The organism is Kitasatospora sp. NPDC058243, from assembly GCF_042882025.1.
Classification (GTDB): Bacteria; Actinomycetota; Actinomycetes; order Streptomycetales; family Streptomycetaceae; genus Kitasatospora.
This window is the reverse complement of sequence record NZ_JBHVWW010000070.1, coordinates 9,843-29,028: the sequence shown is the minus strand read 5'-3', so window position 1 is coordinate 29,028 and position 19,186 is coordinate 9,843. Positions and strand designations below refer to the sequence as shown.

17 protein-coding genes are annotated in these 19,186 nt (G+C 71.7%); 14 read left to right on the top strand and 3 right to left on the bottom strand.

Annotated features, from left to right (window positions below; genetic code table 11):
* The first annotated feature begins 172 nt into the window (after window positions 1-172).
* The 10 genes from pdxT (at window position 173) to ACFVX9_RS32740 (ending at window position 10,959) form a co-directional block, all read left to right on the top strand.
* Entirely contained in the window at window positions 173-790 is a 618-nt protein-coding gene (gene pdxT, locus ACFVX9_RS32785) for a pyridoxal 5'-phosphate synthase glutaminase subunit PdxT (protein WP_063350971.1), read from the top strand.
* Between the two features lie 80 nt (window positions 791-870).
* Window positions 871-1,629, top strand: coding sequence for a YebC/PmpR family DNA-binding transcriptional regulator (locus tag ACFVX9_RS32780; protein ID WP_063346810.1), 759 nt, complete (start codon window positions 871-873; stop codon window positions 1,627-1,629).
* Between the two features lie 165 nt (window positions 1,630-1,794).
* The gene (gene ruvC, locus ACFVX9_RS32775; RefSeq protein WP_380486020.1) at window positions 1,795-2,337 is read left to right on the top strand and encodes a crossover junction endodeoxyribonuclease RuvC; all 543 of its coding nucleotides are present in this window, start codon (window positions 1,795-1,797) and stop codon (window positions 2,335-2,337) included.
* On the top strand, window positions 2,334-2,945 hold the full coding sequence (ruvA, locus tag ACFVX9_RS32770; protein WP_063346808.1) for a Holliday junction branch migration protein RuvA: 612 nt from the start codon (window positions 2,334-2,336) through the stop codon (window positions 2,943-2,945). The genes ruvC and ruvA overlap by 4 nt, the downstream gene beginning before the upstream one ends.
* Before the next feature lie 46 nt (window positions 2,946-2,991).
* The gene (gene ruvB / locus ACFVX9_RS32765; protein WP_063346807.1) at window positions 2,992-4,068 is read left to right on the top strand and encodes a Holliday junction branch migration DNA helicase RuvB; all 1,077 of its coding nucleotides are present in this window, start codon (window positions 2,992-2,994) and stop codon (window positions 4,066-4,068) included.
* A 259-nt stretch (window positions 4,069-4,327) separates the two neighbouring features.
* Window positions 4,328-4,735, top strand: a complete 408-nt coding sequence (gene yajC / locus ACFVX9_RS32760) for a preprotein translocase subunit YajC (RefSeq protein ID WP_380377211.1) — start codon at window positions 4,328-4,330, stop codon at window positions 4,733-4,735.
* 146 nt (window positions 4,736-4,881) lie between these two features.
* On the top strand, window positions 4,882-6,672 hold the full coding sequence (secD, locus tag ACFVX9_RS32755) for a protein translocase subunit SecD (RefSeq protein WP_380377209.1): 1,791 nt from the start codon (window positions 4,882-4,884) through the stop codon (window positions 6,670-6,672).
* 4 nt (window positions 6,673-6,676) lie between these two features.
* Entirely contained in the window at window positions 6,677-7,774 is a 1,098-nt protein-coding gene (gene secF / locus ACFVX9_RS32750) for a protein translocase subunit SecF (protein WP_380377207.1), read from the top strand.
* A gap of 25 nt (window positions 7,775-7,799) precedes the next feature.
* Window positions 7,800-8,351 carry an adenine phosphoribosyltransferase gene (locus ACFVX9_RS32745; protein WP_380377205.1) on the top strand — a complete coding sequence of 184 codons (552 nt, stop codon included), beginning with the start codon at window positions 7,800-7,802 and terminating at the stop codon, window positions 8,349-8,351.
* Between the two features lie 175 nt (window positions 8,352-8,526).
* On the top strand, window positions 8,527-10,959 hold the full coding sequence (locus tag ACFVX9_RS32740; protein ID WP_380377203.1) for a RelA/SpoT family protein: 2,433 nt from the start codon (window positions 8,527-8,529) through the stop codon (window positions 10,957-10,959).
* A gap of 70 nt (window positions 10,960-11,029) precedes the next feature.
* On the opposite strand, the gene ACFVX9_RS32735 is transcribed toward ACFVX9_RS32740, so the two are convergent.
* Window positions 11,030-12,259 (bottom strand): DUF349 domain-containing protein, encoded by a 1,230-nt coding sequence (locus ACFVX9_RS32735; protein WP_380377201.1) that lies wholly within the window; start codon window positions 12,257-12,259, stop codon window positions 11,030-11,032.
* Between the two features lie 265 nt (window positions 12,260-12,524).
* Window positions 12,525-13,367 (bottom strand): peptidylprolyl isomerase, encoded by an 843-nt coding sequence (locus tag ACFVX9_RS32730; RefSeq protein WP_380377200.1) that lies wholly within the window; start codon window positions 13,365-13,367, stop codon window positions 12,525-12,527.
* Window positions 13,368-13,641: 274 nt separating this feature from the next.
* Here ACFVX9_RS32730 and ACFVX9_RS32725 point away from each other — a divergent pair, with 274 nt between their 5' ends.
* The 4 genes from ACFVX9_RS32725 (at window position 13,642) to ACFVX9_RS32710 (ending at window position 18,003) form a co-directional block, all read left to right on the top strand.
* Window positions 13,642-14,349, top strand: a complete 708-nt coding sequence (locus ACFVX9_RS32725; RefSeq protein ID WP_063346799.1) for an MBL fold metallo-hydrolase — start codon at window positions 13,642-13,644, stop codon at window positions 14,347-14,349.
* Window positions 14,350-14,360: 11 nt separating this feature from the next.
* Window positions 14,361-15,623, top strand: a complete 1,263-nt coding sequence (hisS, locus tag ACFVX9_RS32720) for a histidine--tRNA ligase (protein ID WP_063346798.1) — start codon at window positions 14,361-14,363, stop codon at window positions 15,621-15,623.
* Window positions 15,620-17,401: an aspartate--tRNA ligase gene (aspS, locus tag ACFVX9_RS32715; RefSeq protein ID WP_063346797.1), complete on the top strand. Its 1,782-nt coding sequence runs from the start codon at window positions 15,620-15,622 to the stop codon at window positions 17,399-17,401. Before hisS ends, aspS begins: the two co-directional genes overlap by 4 nt.
* Before the next feature lie 92 nt (window positions 17,402-17,493).
* Complete coding sequence (locus tag ACFVX9_RS32710) at window positions 17,494-18,003, top strand: GNAT family N-acetyltransferase (protein WP_380377196.1); 510 nt, start codon at window positions 17,494-17,496, stop codon at window positions 18,001-18,003.
* Here the strand turns inward: ACFVX9_RS32710 and ACFVX9_RS32705 are convergent.
* Complete coding sequence (locus ACFVX9_RS32705) at window positions 17,976-18,995, bottom strand: LysR family transcriptional regulator (protein WP_380486010.1); 1,020 nt, start codon at window positions 18,993-18,995, stop codon at window positions 17,976-17,978. The genes ACFVX9_RS32710 and ACFVX9_RS32705 overlap by 28 nt on opposite strands.
* Window positions 18,996-19,186: the final 191 nt, after the last annotated feature.

Sequence of the window (19,186 nt, the reverse complement as noted above, 5' to 3'; positions counted from 1 at the left end):
GCGGAACTTGGGGGGGGCGGGGGTGGGCACAAATTGAGACACCTGGCGGGAGACAGGGGGGGACGCCAACCGCGGTGGGGGGTCGCCCCTTGTGCGGGCCCGCCGCGGCGCTTGGGCGCGAGGCGGGCCGCGTCACGTACATCCGTAGAACGATCGAACGAGGTTGAAGACCGTGAGCACTCCAGTCATCGGCGTCCTCGCCCTCCAGGGTGACGTCCGCGAGCACCTGGTCGCGCTGGCCGAGGCCGACGCGCTCGCCCGTCCGGTGCGCCGTGCCGAGGAGCTGGCCGAGGTCGACGCGCTGGTGATCCCCGGGGGGGAGTCCACCACCATGTCCAAGCTGGCGCTGCTGTTCGGCGTGATGGACCCGCTGCGCGAGCGGGTCGCCGCCGGGATGCCGGTGTACGGCACCTGCGCGGGCATGATCATGCTGGCCGACAAGATCCTGGACGGCCGGGACGACCAGGAGACCGTCGGCGGCATCGACATGACCGTGCGCCGCAACGCCTTCGGCCGCCAGAACGAGTCCTTCGAGTCCGGTGTCGCCTTCGAGGGCCTGGGCGACGCGCCGGTGCACGGCGTCTTCATCCGGGCCCCCTGGGTCGAGGGCGTCGGCGCGGGTGTCGAGGTGCTGGCCGAGCTGCCCGCCGCGGACGGTCCGGAGAGCCGGATCGTGGCCGTGCGCCAGGGCAACCTGCTGGCGACCTCCTTCCACCCGGAGCTCACCGGCGACCACCGGGTGCACGCCTACTTCGTCGCGATGGTCGAGGAGCACCTGGGACGGCGCTGACCGTGTGCGCCTTTCCGGTGACGACACCGGTAAGATCTCATCTGTTTCATTTCCCTTTGGCGACGTAAAGGAGCTGGCGAATGTCCGGCCACTCTAAGTGGGCTACCACCAAGCACAAGAAGGCCGTGATCGACGCCAAGCGCGGCAAGCTCTTCGCCAAGATGATCAAGAACATCGAGGTGGCGGCGCGCACCGGCGGTTCCGACCCGGCCGGCAACCCGACCCTCTACGACGCCATCCAGAAGGCGAAGAAGAGCTCGGTCCCGATCGACAACATCAACCGCGCCGTCAAGCGCGGTGGCGGTCTGGAGGCCGGCGGCGCCGACTACCAGACGATCATGTACGAGGGCTACGGCCCGAACGGCGTCGCCGTCCTGATCGAGTGCCTCACCGACAACCGCAACCGCGCCGCCTCCGACGTGCGCGTCGCGATGACCCGCAACGGCGGCTCGATGGCAGACCCGGGCTCGGTGTCGTACCTGTTCACCCGCAAGGGCGTCGTGATCGTCCCCAAGGCTGACGGCGTGGACGAGGACAAGCTCTTCGAGGTCGTCCTCGACCAGGAGCCCGAGGAGATCAACGACCTCGGCGACGCGTTCGAGATCGTCTCCGAGGCCACCAAGATGGTCGCCGTGCGCACCGCGCTGGTGGACGCCGGTGTCGACTACGACTCGGCCGAGGCCAACTTCCTCCCGAGCATGCAGGTCGAGCTGGACGTCGACGGCGCCCGCAAGATCCTCAAGCTGATCGACGTGCTGGAGGACAGCGACGACGTGCAGAACGTCTTCGCCAACTTCGACATCTCCGACGAGGTCGGTGCGCAGCTCGACGCCGAGTGATCGTTCTCACTCCCCGGCCCGGGGGTCTCCCGACCGCCGGGCCGGTGTCTTTGCGGGCGCTGTCGGACCCGGACGGTAGCCTTCGCAGGTCGCCCGCCGTGGGCCGGAGGGCCTGCCCGGGCCGGAGCGCCCGGAGGCGGGCGGCGATCAACGAGAGGCGGGGCTGTGGTACGGGTACTGGGCGTGGACCCGGGGCTGACCAGGTGCGGGATCGGCGTGGTCGAGGGTGCGCCGGGGCGGCCGCTGCGGATGGTCGGGGTCGGTGTGGTGCGCACCCCCGCCGAGGAGGAGATCGGGCGGCGGCTGCTGCTGGTGGAGCAGGGCATGGAGGCCTGGCTCGACGAGCACGAGCCGGAGCTGGTCGCCGTCGAGCGGGTGTTCGCCCAGCACAACGTCCGGACGGTGATGGGCACCGCCCAGGCCAGCGCGGTCGCGATGCTCTGCGCCACCCGGCGCGGCATCCCGGTCACCCTGCACACCCCGAGCGAGGTCAAGGCCGCCGTCACCGGCTCCGGCCGGGCCGACAAGGCGCAGGTCACGGCCATGGTGCAGCGCCTGCTGCGGCTGGACGCCCCGCCCAAGCCCGCCGACGCCGCCGACGCGCTGGCGCTGGCCATCTGCCACATCTGGCGCGGCGGGGCGGTCAACCGCCTGGAAGCCGCGGTACGGGCGGCCCGCGCCACCCCCCTGAAAGGAAGCAGCCGGTGATCGCCTTCGTGCAAGGGCCCGTGGCAGCCATCTCCTCCGGACTCGCCGTGGTCGAGGTCGGCGGGGTCGGCATGGCCGTGCAGTGCACGCCGAACACGCTGGCCGGGCTCCGGCTGGGTGAGCCCGCCCGGCTCGCGACCTCGCTGGTGGTCCGGGAGGACTCGCTGACCCTGTTCGGCTTCGCGGACGACGACGAGCGCGCCGTCTTCGAGATCCTCCAGGCCGCGCCGGGCGTCGGCCCGAAGCTGGCGCAGGCGATCCTCGGGGTGCACAGCCCCGACGCGCTGCGGGCCGCGGTGGCCGGCGGCGACGAGAAGGCGCTGGTGGCCGTGCCCGGCATCGGGAAGGCGAAGGCCGCCAAGCTGCTGCTGGAGTACAAGGACAAGCTGGGCGCCCCGCACGGCGCGGTGCCGGCGCAGAAGCCGATCGCGAGCGGTCCGGCCCCCTGGAGCGAGCAGCTGCACTCGGCGCTGACCGGTCTCGGCTACGCTCCGCGCGAGGCGGACGAGGCGGTCGTGGCCGTCACCCCCGAGGCGGAGGCCCAGCAGACGCCGGACGTCGGCGCACTGCTCCGGCTCGCCCTGCGCGGCCTCAACCGATCCCGCTAAAGCCATCTGGCGATCTGTCCTCTTGTCGACTTTGGAGCATGTGCTGATGAGTCCGTACGACTCGGACCCGGGCGACCGGCTGGTGACGGCCGCCGCCGACGGGGAGGACCAGGCGGTCGAGGCGGCGCTGCGCCCCAAGCTGCTGGACGAGTTCATCGGTCAGGAGCGGGTGCGCGAGCAGCTGTCCCTGGTGCTCCAGGCGGCCCGAAAGCGCGGCAGCGCGCCCGACCACGTGCTGCTCAGCGGGCCGCCCGGGCTGGGCAAGACCACCCTGTCCATGATCATCGCCGCCGAGCTGGGCGCCCCGATCCGGATCACCTCCGGCCCGGCGATCCAGCACGCGGGGGACCTCGCGGCGATCCTCTCCTCGCTCGCCGAGGGCGAGGTGCTCTTCCTCGACGAGATCCACCGGATGTCCCGTCCGGCCGAGGAGATGCTCTACATGGCGATGGAGGACTTCCGGGTCGACGTGATCGTCGGCAAGGGCCCGGGCGCCACCGCCATCCCGCTGGAACTGCCGCCCTTCACCCTGGTCGGCGCCACCACCCGGGCCGGCCTGCTGCCGCCCCCGCTGCGCGACCGCTTCGGCTTCACCGGGCACATGGAGTTCTACGCCCCGGCCGAGCTCGAACGGGTGGTGCGCCGCTCGGCCACCCTGCTGGACGTGGAGATCGACCCGGCCGGCGCCGCCGAGATCGCCGGCCGCTCGCGGGGGACGCCGCGCATCGCCAACCGGCTGCTGCGCCGGGTCCGCGACTTCGCGCAGGTGCGGCACGACGGCCAGGTCACCGTCGAGATCGCCGCCCGGGCGCTGGACGTCTACGAGGTGGACGCCCGCGGTCTGGACCGGCTGGACCGCGCGGTGCTGACCGCGCTGCTGCGGCTGTTCGGCGGCGGACCGGTCGGTTTGTCGACTCTTGCGGTCGCGGTGGGGGAGGAGTCCGAGACGGTCGAGGAGGTGGCGGAGCCCTTCCTGGTCCGCGAGGGCCTGCTCGCCCGGACCCCGCGCGGCCGGATCGCCACCGCGGCGGCCTGGCAGCACCTCGGGCTGACCCCGCCGATCCAGACCACCCGGGGCGCCGTGCCCGCGCAATCCGAACTCTTCCGGGCCGACGAGGGCTGAACGGGTGATCGCCGCCCGACGGTTCCCGGGAGGCGTCCGATGCACCGCCCCGGTGAGTGGCCCGGGTGCGAGCCGGGGGCGAAGTCCGGGGAAACTGTGCAGGCGGAGGGTCGCCACTTTCGGCGGCAGGATGCGATGCTTGGCGTTGTCCGATCAGTTCGGGGTCGCCTAGACTCCGCCGGACCGCCCCGCTCACCTGACGGGCCGACCAATACCACACAGGCCGCCGGTCGGCGGCCCGTAAAGGACCCTGGCTGCAGTGAACTTCATCATCCTTCTCCTCCCGATCATCGCGATCGTGCTCATGTTCCGGTCGCAGAAGAAGCGCCAGTCGCAGATGCAGCAGATGCAGACCTCGCTGGAGCCAGGGGCGGGGGTGCGCACCATCGGCGGCCTGTACGCCACGGTGAAGGCGATCAACGAGGAGACCATCGAGCTGGAGATCGCGCCCGGCGTGGTCACCCACTTCACCAAGAGCGCGATCGCCGCTGTCCTGGAGCCCCAGGAGTACGACGCGATCATCAACGGTCGCCCCGCCGATGACGAGCTGGCCGAGCCGGAGGCCGAGGACGCCGACGCCGAGCCGGTCGAGGACAAGCCGCTGACGCTCACCAAGGACGGCGGCGCCAAGGGCGACGTCGAGGGCGGGGCTCCCGCGAGCAAGTAGTACGGTCGGGCACCAGCCCGGCCGCGCGGCCCAGTGCCGCGAGCCCACAGGACCTCAGGGCCGCAGAACCGCCATGCCCCCGTCCCGCCACAAGCCGGACGGGGGTCCGGTTGGGGGAGTGGCATGGACAGGGAGAAACGAGCAAGGTGGCAACACCCAAGTCGCGCCCGCGCGACGGCTACCCAGGGCGGGCGCTGGCCCTCATCCTGGTCGTCACCGTCGGACTGGTCGCCCTCATGTTCGGGACGGGCCACACCAAGCCCCGGCTCGGAATCGACCTCGCCGGTGGCACCAGTATCACGCTGACCGCGAAGTCGACCGACCCCAAGGCGATCAGCAAGTCCAACATGGACATCGCCACCGGGATCATCGAGCGCCGCGTCAACGGCATGGGTGTCTCCGAGGCGGAGGTGCAGACCCAGGGCGACAACACGATCATCGTGAACATCCCCAAGGGCGGCAACCAGCAGAACGCGGCGGACCAGGTGGGTACCACCGCCAAGCTGTTCTTCCGCCCGGTCCTCGCGGTGGCGCCCAGCGGCTTCACGCCGCCGGCGCCCACCGGCTCCCCCTCGGCCACCGGCACCCCGAGCGCGGCCCCGTCCGCCGGCTCCACCGCCTCGGCCGGCGCGAGCGCCACCGGCACACCCAGCGCGAGCGGCACCAAGCAGGGCCGCCCGGCCGGTGAGGCGCTGGCCGCCGACGCCAGCCCGAGCGCCGCCGCCACGGGCGCGAGCACCGCCCCGAGCGCCGCCACCACGCCGTCCGCGCCCGCCACCCCGCCCAGCGCCGCGGACGTCAGCGCCGCGATGACCCAGGGCACCGTGCCGCCGGAGCTGGCTGCGGCCTTCACCGCCCTCGACTGCACCAAGCCGGAGGTCCGCGGGACCCAGACCGGCGCAGAGGACAAGGCCGTCGTCGCCTGCTCGCAGAAGGCCGAGAACGGCTACTACGAGAAGCTCGCCCTCGGCCCCGTCGCCGTGAAGGGCTCGGACGTCTCCAAGGCCCAGCCGGGCCTCGACAACCAGACGGGTGCCGGCTGGCAGGTCCAGCTCCAGTTCAACGGCGCCGGCACCGACGCCTTCACCAAGGTCACCGGCCAGCTCGCCACCCAGGCCCCGCCGAACAACCAGTTCGCGATCGTGCTGGACAACCAGGTCGTCTCGCACCCCGAGGTCAAGAACGTGATTCCCGGCGGCAGCGCCGTGATCACCGGCCGCTTCAGCCAGGCCGAGGCGCAGGACCTGTCCAACGTGCTGGGCTACGGCGCCCTGCCGCTGGAATTCAGCAAGGGCGAGATCACCACCGTCTCCCCGGCGCTCGGCGGTGACCAGCTCATGGCCGGTCTGGTCGCCGGCGCGATCGGCATGCTGCTGGTGGTGCTCTACTCGCTGGTGTACTACCGCGGCCTCGGCCTGGTCTCGATCGCCGGTCTGCTCGTCTCGGCGGCCCTGACCTACTCGATCATGAGCCTGCTCGGCGCCGGGATCGGCTTCGCGCTGAACCTGCCCGCGGTCTGCGGTGCGATCGTCGCGATCGGCATCACCGCCGACTCCTTCATCGTCTACTTCGAGCGCATCCGCGACGAGGTCCGCGAGGGCGCCCCGCTGCGCCCGGCGGTCCAGCGGGCCTGGCCGCGCGCCCGGCGCACCATCCTGGTGTCGGACTTCGTGTCCTTCCTCTGTGCCGCCGTGCTCTACGTGGTCTCGGTCGGCAAGGTCCAGGGCTTCGCGTTCACCCTGGGGCTGACCACCGCGCTGGACGTCGTGGTGATCTTCCTCTTCACCAAGCCGGTGATCACGCTGCTGGCCCGGCGCAAGTTCTTCGCCAACGGTCACCCGTGGTCTGGCCTGGACCCGAAGCGGCTGGGCGCCCGCCCGCCGCTGCGCAGCAGCCGTCGCCGTAGCCCCTCCTCTGCCGCCGTGAAGGAGGCCTGACACCGTGTCACGCTTCTCCAATCTGGGACACCGGCTCTACCAGGGCGAGGTCAGCTTCGACTTCGTCGGGCGCCGTAAGCTCTGGTACTCCATCTCCGGCGTGATCGTGCTGATCGCGGCGATCGGCCTGGCGATGGGCCTGCACCTGGGCATCGAGTTCAAGGGCGGCTCGGTCTACACCGTGACCAAGCCGGGGCTGACCGTCTCGCAGGCGCAGGAGACGTCCGACCAGATCGTCTCCTCGCACCCGCTGGTGCAGTCGACCGACAACGGCAAGATCCGCATCCAGGTCAGCACCGAGGAGCCGAAGAGCTCGGACGAGATCCGCGCTCAGCTCTCCGAGAAGCTGGCCGTGCCGCTGGACACCGTCGAGGCCCAGGTGATCGGCCCCAGCTGGGGCAAGCAGATCTCCTCGAAGGCGCTCACCGGCCTGATCATCTTCATGGTCCTGGTGACGGTCTACCTGGCGATCGCCTTCGAGTGGCGGATGGCGGTGGCGGCCCTGGTCGCCCTCATCCACGACCTCCTGATCACCATCGGCGTGTACGCCCTGGTGGGCTTCGAGGTCACCCCCGGTACGGTGATCGGCTTCCTGACCATCCTCGGGTACTCGCTCTACGACACGGTCGTCGTCTTCGACACCGTGAAGGAGAACACCAAGGACCTCACCAAGCAGAACAAGCTCACCTACAGCGAGGCGGCCAACGCGGGCCTCAACCAGACCCTGGTGCGTTCGCTCAACACCACCGTGGTCGCCCTGCTCCCGGTCGCCGCGCTGCTGTTCATCGGTGGCGGCCTCCTGGGCGCCGGCACGCTGAACGACATCTCGCTGGCGCTGTTCATCGGCCTCGCGGCCGGTGCCTACTCGTCGATCTGCGTCGCCACCCCGCTGCTGGCGCAGCTCAAGGAGGAGCAGCCGGAGATGAAGGCGCTGCGCAAGCGGGTCCTGCAGCACCGGGCCGCGGCCGCTGCCAAGGCCGCGGGCGAGGTGCCGGCGGACGAGGAGATCGCGGACGAGGACCTGCCTGCGGGTATGGTCGGTCAGCGCGGCCGGGCGGCCGGCACCACGCGTGCCAAGGGCCGTCCGTCCACCAAGCGCTGAACCGACCCGACCGTAAGGACACGCCGTGACCACCGCCGACACCGCACTGGCCGAGCTGTTGAACAGCCGGATCCGGGACGTCCCGGACTACCCGAAGCCGGGTGTGCTGTTCAAGGACATCGCGCCGCTGCTGGCCGACGCCGAGGCCTTCGGCGCCCTCACCAGGGCGCTGGCGGACCGGGCGCGGGAGCTCGGGGCGACCAAGGTGGTGGGCCTGGAGGCGCGCGGCTTCGTGCTGGCGGCTCCGGCGGCCTTCGCGGCCGGGCTCGGCTTCGTGCCGATCCGCAAGCAGGGCAAGCTGCCCGGCGAGGTGTTCCGGCGCTCGTACGAGCTGGAGTACGGCTCGGCGACGCTGGAGGTGCAGTGCGACGCCTTCGCGCCCGGTGAGCGGGTGCTGGTGGTGGACGACGTGCTGGCCACCGGTGGCACCATCGGCGCCTCGCTGGACCTGGTGAAGGAGGCCGGCGCCGAGCTGGTGGGCATCGTGGTGCTGATGGAGCTGGGCTTCCTGGACGGCCGGGAACGGCTGGCCGGGCACCTGAACGGCGCCCCGCTGGAGACGCTGGTCACGGTCTGAGGGACCTGAGTGAAGGGCGGCGGTCGGATCATCCGACCGCCGCCCTTCCGTTTCCGGCCCGGGTGGATGAACGCCGGGGCGCCCGGCTCGGTACCATGAAGATTCACCCCCTCCCGGTTGCGTCCGACCGTACGGGCCGCGGCAGGGGTCGGCCCCGGTGCCCCGAGGAGAGTCCTTGCCCGACGAGGTTGTGCCCACGGCCGAAGCGGCCGCCCCCGACAACCGTCCCACGCCCTCGGGGGCCACCCCGGCACGCCCGGCGCCGACCTCCTCGCGACCGACCGCCCCCACCGGGCGCGGCTCCTCCTCGGGTGGCATGCGCGCCCGCCTGGCCCGCCTCGGCGGCCAGCGCTCCAGCGTGCTCAACCCCGTGCTGGAGCCGCTGTTCCGGTCGATCCGGGCGAACGACCCGAAGGCCGACCCGGCGCTGCTGCGGGACATCGAGCGGGCCTACGCCGTCGCTGAAAAGTGGCACCGCGGGCAGAAGCGCAAGAGCGGCGACCCGTACATCACCCACCCGCTGGCGGTGGCCACCATCCTGGCCGAGCTGGGGATGGACGCCGCGACCCTGATGGCCGGGCTGCTGCACGACACCGTCGAGGACACCGACTACGGCCTGGAGACCCTGCGCAAGGACTTCGGCGACTCGGTGGCGCTGCTGGTGGACGGCGTCACCAAGCTGGACCGGGTCAAGTTCGGCGAGGCCGCGCAGGCCGAGACCGTCCGCAAGATGGTCGTCGCGATGGCCAAGGACCCGCGGGTCCTGGTGATCAAGCTGGCCGACCGCCTGCACAACATGCGCACGATGCGCTACCTCAAGCGGGAGAAGCAGGAGAAGAAGGCCCGCGAGACGCTGGAGATCTACGCCCCGCTGGCGCACCGGCTGGGCATGAACACCATCAAGTGGGAGCTGGAGGACCTCGCCTTCGCGATCCTCTACCCCAAGATGTACGACGAGATCGTCCGGCTGGTCGCCGAGCGCGCCCCCAAGCGGGACGAGTACCTGGCGACCGTCATCGACCAGGTCCAGGGGGACCTGCGCGGCGCCCGGATCACCGCCTCCGTCACCGGCCGGCCGAAGCACTACTACTCGGTCTACCAGAAGATGATCGTCCGGGGCCGGGACTTCGCGGAGATCTACGACCTGGTGGGCATCCGGGTCCTGGTCGACACCGTCCGCGACTGCTACGCGGCGCTGGGCACCATCCACGCGCGGTGGAACCCGGTGCCGGGGCGGTTCAAGGACTACATCGCGATGCCCAAGTTCAACATGTACCAGTCGCTGCACACGACGGTGATCGGCCCCGGCGGCAAGCCCGTCGAACTCCAGATCCGCACCTTCGACATGCACCGCCGGGCCGAGTACGGCATCGCGGCGCACTGGAAGTACAAGCAGCGCGCGGTGGCCGGCGCGTCCAAGGTCCGCACCGACACCCCGACCCAGGTCCGCAAGGACGACAAGGCCGGCGCCGTCAACGAGATGGCCTGGCTGCGGCAGCTGCTGGACTGGCAGAAGGAGACCGCCGACCCGAGCGAGTTCCTGGAGTCGCTGCGCTTCGACCTGGCCAGCAACGAGGTCTTCGTCTTCACGCCCAAGGGCGACGTGATAGCCCTGCCGGCCGGCGCGACCCCGGTCGACTTCGCCTTCGCGGTGCACACCGAGGTGGGCTACCGGACGATAGGGGCCCGGGTCAACGGGCGGCTGGTGCCGCTGGAGTCGACGCTGGAGAACGGCGACGCCGTCGAGGTGTTCACCTCCAAGGCGGAGAACGCCGGCCCGTCCCGGGACTGGCTGGGCTTCGTCAAGTCGCCGCGCGCCCGCAACAAGATCCGCGCCTGGTTCTCCAAGGAGCGCCGCGAGGAGGCGATCGAGCACGGCAAGGAGGCGATCGTCCGGGCGATGCGCAAGCAGGGCCTGCCGATCCAGCGGATCCTGACCGGCGACTCGCTGGTCACCCTGGCCCACGAGATGCGCTACCCCGACATCTCCTCGCTCTACGCCGCGATCGGCGAGGGCCACGTCACCGCGCAGAACATCGTGCAGAAGCTGGTCCAGGCGCTCGGCGGCGAGGAGGGCGCCACCGAGGACCTCGCCGAGACCGCGACCCCGACGCACGACAACCGCCGGGCGGTGCGCCGCCGGGCCAAGGGCGACCCGGGCGTGATCGTCAAGGGCGTCGAGGACGTCTGGGTCAAGCTGTCCCGCTGCTGCACCCCGGTGCCGGGCGACCCGATCGTCGGCTTCGTGACCCGCGGCAACGGCGTCTCGGTGCACCGCGCCGACTGCGTCAACGTCGAGTCGCTGAGCCAGCAGCCCGAGCGGATGATCGACGTCGAGTGGGCCGCCACCCAGTCCTCGGTGTTCCTGGTGGCCATCCAGGTCGAGGCGCTGGACCGCTCCCGGCTGCTCTCGGACGTCACCCGGGTGCTCTCCGACCAGCACGTCAACATCCTGTCGGCGGCGGTGCAGACCTCCCGCGACCGGGTCGCGATGAGCCGCTTCACCTTCGAGATGGGCGACCCGAAGCACCTCGGCCACGTGCTCAAGGCCGTGCGCGGCGTCGAGGGCGTCTACGACGTCTACCGCGTCACCTCGGCCCGCAAGTAGCGCCCCGAGCACGAGAGCACGAGAGAGGGCCCCGGGAGATCCCGGGGCCCTCTCTCGTGCGTTCGGCGGATCAGCCGCTGAACTCCTCCTGGCTCCGGTGCGCCTGCTCCAGCAGGGTCTGCACGCCGGCCAGCTCGTTCTCCAGCTTGGCGATCCGGCCGGCGTTCCCGGCGGCGCGGGCCTTGTCCAGATCCGTCCGGATCTTGTCGGCCTTCGCCTCGAACAGGCCGACCATGCCGGCGGCGCGCGCCTTGGCCTCCGGGTTGGAGCGCTTCCACTCGGTGTCCTCGGCCTCGCGGATGGCCCGCTCGACCGTGTTCAGCCGGCCGTCCAGCTTCGGACGGGCGTCGCGCGGCACGTGCCCGATCGCCTCCCAGCGCTCGTTGACCTCGCGCAGCGCCGCCTTGGCGGCCTTCAGGTCGGTGATCGGCAGGATCGCCTCGGCCTCGACGGCCAGCGCCTCCTTGAGCTTCTGGTTGGCCACCTGCTCGGCGTCCCGCTCGCTGAACACCGCGGAACGGGCCTGGAAGAAGACGTCCTGCGCGCCGCGGAAGCGCGCCCACAGCTCGTCCTCGATGTCCCGCTGGGCCCGGCCGGCGGACTTCCAGCGCGCCATCAGGTCGCGGTAGGCGGCCGCGGTGTCGCCCCACTCGGTGGACGAGGACAGCGCCTCGGCCTCGGCGACCAGCGCCTCCTTGGTCTGCCGGGCCTGCTCGCGCTCGGCGTCCAGGGTCGCGAAGTGCGCCTTGCGGTGCTTGGAGAAGACCGAGCGGGCGTGCGAGAAGCGGTGCCACAGCTCGTCGTCGCTCTTGCGGTCCAGCCGGGGCAGGCCCTTCCAGGTGTCCACCAGGGCGCGCAGCCGGTCCCCGGCCTCCCGCCACTGGGTGGACTCGGCGAGCTGCTCGGCCTCGGAGACCAGCGCCTCCTTGGCGGTGCGGGTCTCGTCCTGGGCCTTGGCGCGAGCGGCCTTGCGCTCCTCGCGCCGGCTCTCGATCTCGCCGGCGAGCGTGTCCAGCCGCTTGGCCAGGGCGGCCAGGTCGCCGACCGCGTGCCCCTCGGTCACCTGGGCGCGCAGGTGGTCCAGCGCGGCCTGGGCGTCCTTGGCGGCCAGGTCGGTGGTGCGCACCCGCTTCTCCAGCAGGCCGATCTCCACCTCGATGCCCTGGTACTTGCGCTCGAAGTAGGCGAGGGCCTCCTCGGGCGAGCCGGCCTGCCAGGAACCCACGACGCGTTCGCCGTCGGCCGTCCTGACGTAGACCGTGCCCTGCTCGTCGACACGGCCCCACGGGTCGCTGCTCATAGCGCGTCCTCCACATGACGTCGCGCCCGCGCCGGGGCGGCGCGCGTCCGTCGTCCACAGTTGATGTGCGGCGGACCGATGAGTCCGCCGTCCCCGTCCGCCGTGACTTGCTGCCGAGGGTGACGGCCAGGCGGGTACGGGCACCCTGATACAACGCCAACATAGGCGACCGGCCCCGGTGCTGTCCGCATCCGGGCCGGGCGATTTCGGGCCGGGGCCGCGCCGAGGCGCTTCGGGCGCCCCTTGTGGGCGGCCCCGGGAAATGTCAACTCTTTGCCGTGGTCACCGAGTTGAAGGTGACGTCGGCCATCGGGTGGCCGTCCGGGGCGCCCTCCAGGGTGCCCGCGGCGGCGATCTTCTGCACCGCGTCCAGGCCCCCGGTGATCTTGCCGAAGGGGGTGTAGTTCGGGGGCAGCTGGGTGTCCTTGTAGACCAGGAAGAACTGGCTCCCGTTCGTGCCCGGGCCGGAGTTGGCCATCGCCACGGTGCCCGCCGGGTAGGTCGCGCCGGTCAGGTTCTCGTCCGCGAACTTGTACCCGGGGCCGCCGGTGCCGCCCGGGACGGTCGCGCTGGCGGTCGGGTCGCCGCACTGGAGCACGAAGATGCCGTCGGTGGTGAGGCGGTGGCACTTGGTGTGGTCGAAGTACTTCTCCCCGGCCAGGAAGACGAAGGAGTTCACCGTGTGCGGGGCCTTGGCCGCGTCGAGCGCGAGCGTCACTTTGCCGCAGTTGGTGTCCAGCGTCGCGGTGTACGAGCCGCCCGCGTCGAGCGCCATGGCCGGCTCGGCCTGCCACTGCTTGCCGTTCGGCGCGCCCGGCGCCGGATCGGCGCAGCCCTCGACCGGCTTGCGGGTCGGGGTGGTCGGCTCGGCGCTCTGGCTCGGCGCGGCCTTGGCGGAGGAGGCGGCCGAAGCCGACTTGTCCTTGTCCGAGCTGAACGCCCCGGTGCCGACCAGCGCACCGCCGCCGGCCAGCACCACGACGGCGAGCGCGGAGCCCAGGATCGTGTTGCGGCGCCTGCGCGCGGACCGCGCGGCGACCCGCCGCTCCATCTGGCGCTCGTACTTCTCTCGGGCGAGCTGCCGCCGCCGCTGTTCGCTGCTGACCACCGGCCGTGTCTCCTACGGATGTGCTGGGAAAGTGGATGGGTACCGAAGCGGATCATCGCATCCATCGGCGGCCAAGTGTAGGGACCGGGCCTGTAAGAACGCGGTGAACCTGTCAGTGCGAACCGCGCGCGCCACCCCTATCTGGTTCGCAACCGCACCCGCACCGCCGGTAGGCTGCCTTTACCTCACTGGTTTGCTGCATGACTGGTGGCTGCATCCGACCCGGCAGCCGCGACCGTAGCCGCCACTGCCGACCGCATCACGAAGGACGCGCGTGTTCATCGCCGGATTCCCCGCTGGAGCCTGGGGCACCAACTGCTACCTGGTCGCCCCGGCGGCGGGCGAGGAGTGCGTCATCGTCGATCCCGGCCACCAGGCGGCGCGCGGTGTCGAGGAGATGGTCCGCGAGCACGGGCTCAAGCCCGTCGCCGTGGTGCTCACGCACGGCCACATCGACCACGTGGCCTCGGTGGTCCCGGTCTGCGGCGCCCGCGGCGTCCCGGCCTGGATCCACCCCGAGGACCGGTACATGATGTCCGACCCGGAGAAGGCCCTCGGCCGCGCCCTGGGCACCCAGCTGATGGGCGAGCTCACCGTCGGCGAGCCCGACGACGTGCGCGAGCTCACCGACGGCGCCGTGCTGGAGCTCGCCGGCCTGCAGCTCACCGTGGACCACGCCCCGGGCCATACCGGGGGGTCGGTGACCTTCCGGACGCCCGGTGCCGAGGACCTCCCCCCGGTGCTGTTCTCGGGCGACCTGCTGTTCGCCGGCTCCATCGGGCGTACCGACCTCCCGGGCGGGGACAGCGAGGCGATCATGCGGTCGCTGGCCCGGGTGTGCCTGCCCCTCGACGACACCACCGTGGTCCTCTCCGGCCACGGCGGACAGACCACCATCGGCCACGAGCGCGCCACCAACCCCTACCTCCGACAGGCAGCAGGGGCGGCCGGCGCCCAGGCTTTCCCGCGACGAGGAATGTGACGGAAGAGAAGTTGAGCACCTTCACCGCCCCCAAGGGCACCTACGACCTGCTGCCCCCCAGCTCCGCGACCTTCCTGGCGATCCGCGAGCGCATCGCCGCGCCCGCCCGCCGGGCCGGCTACGGCTACGTCGAGACCCCGGTCTTCGAGGACGTGAAGCTCTTCTCCCGCGGCGTCGGCGAGTCCACCGACATCGTCAGCAAGGAGATGTACAACCTCACCACCCGCGGCGGCGACGAGCTCGCGCTGCGCCCGGAGGGCACCGCATCGGTGCTGCGCGCCGCCCTCCAGGCCAACCTGCACAAGCAGGGCAACCTGCCGGTCAAGCTCTGGTACTCCGGCTCGTACTACCGCTACGAGCGCGCCCAGAAGGGCCGCTACCGCCAGTTCTCCCAGGTCGGCGCCGAGGCGATCGGGGCCGAGGACCCGGCCCTGGACGCCGAGCTGATCATCCTCGCCGACGACGCCTTCCGCTCGCTGGGCGTGCGCGACTACTCGCTGCTGCTCAACAGCCTCGGCGACAAGCAGTGCCGCCCGGTCTACCGCGCCGCCCTGGTCGAGTTCCTCGCCGGCCTGGACCTGGACGAGGACACCCGCCGCCGCGCCGACATCAACCCGCTGCGCGTCCTGGACGACAAGCGCGAGTCGGTGCAGGCCCAGCTGGTCGACGCGCCCAAGCTGCGCGACTACCTGTGCGAGGAGTGCAAGGCGTACGACGAGAAGGTCCGCGAGCTGCTCACCGCGAACGGCGTGGCCTTCGTCGACGACCCGAAGCTGGTCCGCGGCCTGGACTACTACACCCGCACCACCTTCGAGTTCGTGCACAACGGCCTCGGCGCCCAGTCCGCGATCGGCGGCGGCGGCCGCTACGACGGCCTGTCCGAGATGATCGGCGGCCCGGCGCTGCCGTCCGTCGGCTGGGCCCTCGGCGTGGACCGCACCTTCCTGGCGATGGAGGCCGAGGGCATCGTCCTCGACCTGCCCGCCGCGACCTCCGTGTACGCCGTCGCGCTCGGCGAGGAGGCCAAGAACGTCCTGTTCGCCAAGGTGGTCGAGCTGCGCCGGGCCGGCGTCGCCACCGACCTCGCCTTCGGCGTCAAGAGCATCAAGAACGCCATGAAGTCCGCCGACCGGTCCGGCGCCCGCTTCGCCCTCGTGGCCGGGGACCGGGACCTCGCCGACGGCGTCGTCCAGCTCAAGGACCTGACCACCGGCGAGCAGAACCCCGTCGCCCTCGACGCACTCGTCACCACCCTGAAGGAGAAGCAGCTGTGATCCGCACGCACGACGCGGGCACGCTCCGCCCGGAGCACGCAGGCACCACCGTCACCCTGGCCGGCTGGGTCGCCCGCCGCCGCGACCACGGCGGTGTCGCCTTCATCGATCTGCGCGACGCCTCCGGCACCGTGCAGATCGTGGTCCGCGACCTCGACTCGGTGCACGGCCTTCGCGCCGAGTACTGCGTCAAGGTCGTCGGCGACGTCCGGGTGCGCCCCGACGGCAACGAGAACCCGGACATCCCGACCGGCGCGGTCGAGGTCGTCGTCAGCGAGATCGAGGTCCTCTCCGAGGCCGCCCCGCTGCCCTTCCCGGTCGCCGAGTACGAGCCGGGCACGGTCAACGAGGAGGTCCGGCTGCGCTACCGCTACCTGGACCTGCGCCGTGAGGGCCCGGCCAAGGGCCTGCGGCTGCGCTCCAAGGTGAGCAACATCATCCGCCGGGTGATGGAGGAGAACGACTACCTCGACATCGAGACGCCGTACCTCACCCGCTCCACCCCCGAGGGCGCCCGCGACTTCCTCGTCCCGGTCCGCCTGCAGCCCGGCCACTGGTACGCGCTGCCGCAGTCGCCCCAGCTGTTCAAGCAGCTGCTGATGGTGGCCGGCATGGAGCGCTACTACCAGATCGCCCGCTGCTTCCGCGACGAGGACTTCCGCGCCGACCGGCAGCCGGAGTTCACCCAGCTCGACATCGAGGCCTCGTTCGTCGACCAGGAGGACATCCTGGCCCTCGGCGAGAAGATCGTCGGCTCGATCTGGCGCGAGGTGCACGGCTACGAGCTCCCCAACCCGCTGCCCCGGATGACCTACGCGGACGCCATGGCCCGCTACGGCTCCGACAAGCCTGACGTCCGCTTCGGACAGGAACTCACCGACCTCACCGAGTACTTCAAGGGCACCGCGTTCCGCGTCTTCCAGGCCCCGTACGTCGGCGCCGTGGTGATGCCCGGCGGCGCCTCGCAGCCCCGCAAGGCGCTCGACGCCTGGCAGGACTGGGCCAAGGCGCGCGGCGCCCGCGGCCTGGCCTACGTCGTCATCGACGCCGAGACCGGCGAGCTGCGCGGCCCGGTCGCCAAGAACCTGTCCGAGGAGCACCTGGCCGGCCTGGCCGCCGCCGCGGGCGCCAAGAACGGCGACGCGATCTTCTTCGCGGCCGGCAAGCAGCGCCCCTCGCAGGAGCTGCTGGGCGCCGCCCGTCTGGAGATCGGCCGCCGCTGCGAGCTGATCGACGCGTCGCAGTGGGCCTTCCTCTGGGTCGTCGACTTCCCGATGTTCGAGCCGATCGAGGACGACAAGGGCGAGTTCCAGGGCTGGCACGCGGTGCACCACCCGTTCACCGCCCCGACCGCCGAGTCGCTCGCCACCTTCGACACCGACCCGGGCTCGGCGCTGTCCAACGCCTACGACCTGGTCCTCAACGGCTCGGAGCTGGGCGGCGGTTCGATCCGTATCCACCAGCGCGACGTGCAGAAGCGGGCGTTCGACGCGATCGGCCTCTCCGAGGAGGAGGCGGCCTCGCAGTTCGGCTTCCTGCTGGACGCCTTCAACTACGGCCCGCCGCCGCACGGTGGCGTCGCCTTCGGCCTCGACCGCATCGTCACCCTGCTCGGCGGGTACGACACCATCCGCGACGTCATCGCCTTCCCGAAGACGTCCACCGGCGGTGACCCGCTGACCGGCGCCCCGACCCCGATCACCCCGGCCCAGCGCCGGGAGGCCGGCGTGGACGCCAAGCCGAAGTTGCGCGAGGACGCCGCGAAGTCCGACGCCTGACACCGGATCCGCTAACCTTCAACGGCCCCGGACGGTCCACCCACCGTCCGGGGCCGGTCCACAATGACGTGTGACACAAGGAGGGTTGACTCATGCAGGTGATCACAAGAGTCGAGTGTCCGGATGACGTCCCGGCGACCAGACGCGTCCACATGGCCGCGTTCCCCGGCCCGGACGAGGCGGACCTGGTCGACGCGCTGCGCCGCGATCCGGCCTGGCTGCCCGGGCTGTCGCTGGTCGCGGTCGACGAGGCCGGGCTGGTGATCGGGCACGCGCTGCTGACCCGGCTGCGGGTCGGCGAGGACGGCGCGGGCCTCGCGCTCGCGCCGGTCGCCGTCGCGCCGGAGTGGCAGCGCAAGGGCGTCGGCGAACTCGTCGTCCGGGCCGCGCTGTCGGCGGCCGAGAAGGCAGGGGAGAAGCTCGTGGTCGTCCTCGGCGACCCGGAGTACTACGGGCGGTTCGGCTTCAGCGCGGCCGGACGGCACGAGATCAGCGGGCCGTTCGAGGTGCCGGACGCCTACTTCCAGGCGCTGCCGCTGCCCGCGTACGACGGCGCTCCGCGCGGGCTCTGCCGCTACCCCGAGGCCTTCGTGGCGGTGTAGACCGTCAGATCGGTTCCACCGATCGTGTTCCCACCCGGGGCTCCGTTTTCACCCGACGTTTCCACCAGGGGCTCCGTCCCACCCGACCTTCCCAGCCGGCCGAAGGGGACCGTGACTCGGCAGCTGCGCACGAACGCGGCCATCGCCGGCGTGAGTTCGCGGTCCTTCGGCCAGTACAGCCCGACCCGGCTCGGGCTGAGCCCCCGCACCGGCCGGTACGCGACGTCATCCCGTACGGCCAGCCGGCTCATCGTCTCCGGTGCGAAGCCGACGCCCTGACCGCACACCACCGCGGCCAGCCACTCGTCGGTGTTGTGCGCCACCGCGCCGATCCGCACCGGACGCCCGCCCCGCTCCCGGCCCGCCAGCCAGTACTCGCGCCAGTGCCCGGCCTCGTGCGGTATCGCCACGAACGGCTCGTCCAGCAGGTCCTCGACGGACAGCTCGGCCCGGTCCGCCAGCCGGTGCCCGGCCGGCAGCGCCACGACCCGCGCCTCCTCGCCGAGCACGGCGACGTTGTAGTGCTCGACCAGCCACGCCGGGCCGTGCCAGAGCGTCAGGTCGATCTCGCCGGTGGCCAGGCCCGAGGTCGGGTCGAACCAGTTGTTCTGCCGCAGCTCCACCTGCCAGCCGGGCATCCGCCGGGCGAAGTCGGCGACGGTGCTGCGGGTCATCAGGTTGATGATGCCGCCCTCGAACCCCACCCGCAGCACCGAGCCCTGCTCGGCGGCGGCCGCCCGGGTGGCCCGCAGCGCGTCCTCCCAGCCGGCCAGCATCGCCCCGGCGTAGTCCGCCAGCGCCCGCCCGGCCGGGGTGGGCGCCATGCCGCGCCGCGACCGCTCGAACAGCTCGACCCCGAGCAGCGATTCCAGCTGGCGGATCTGCTTGGTGAGCGTCGGCTGGGAGACGAACAGCCGGGCCGCGGCAGCGGTCAGCTGCCCCTCCTCGCAGACCGCGGCGAAGCTGCGCAGCAGGCGGGTGTCGACATCCATGCCCCAAGGTTATGGAACCGGATATTGGACCCGTCCGGCAGGTGTGGGCCAAGGTTGATCGTTCGGCGTTCGCGCCGACCGGACGGGGGAGCGGGGGAGAGGAGGGGGGGGGGGGGGGAGCGGCGGACCCCCCCCCCCCCCCTCCCCCGGGGAGGTAGCCACCACATCACGTGGATGCTGCTCCGCATCAG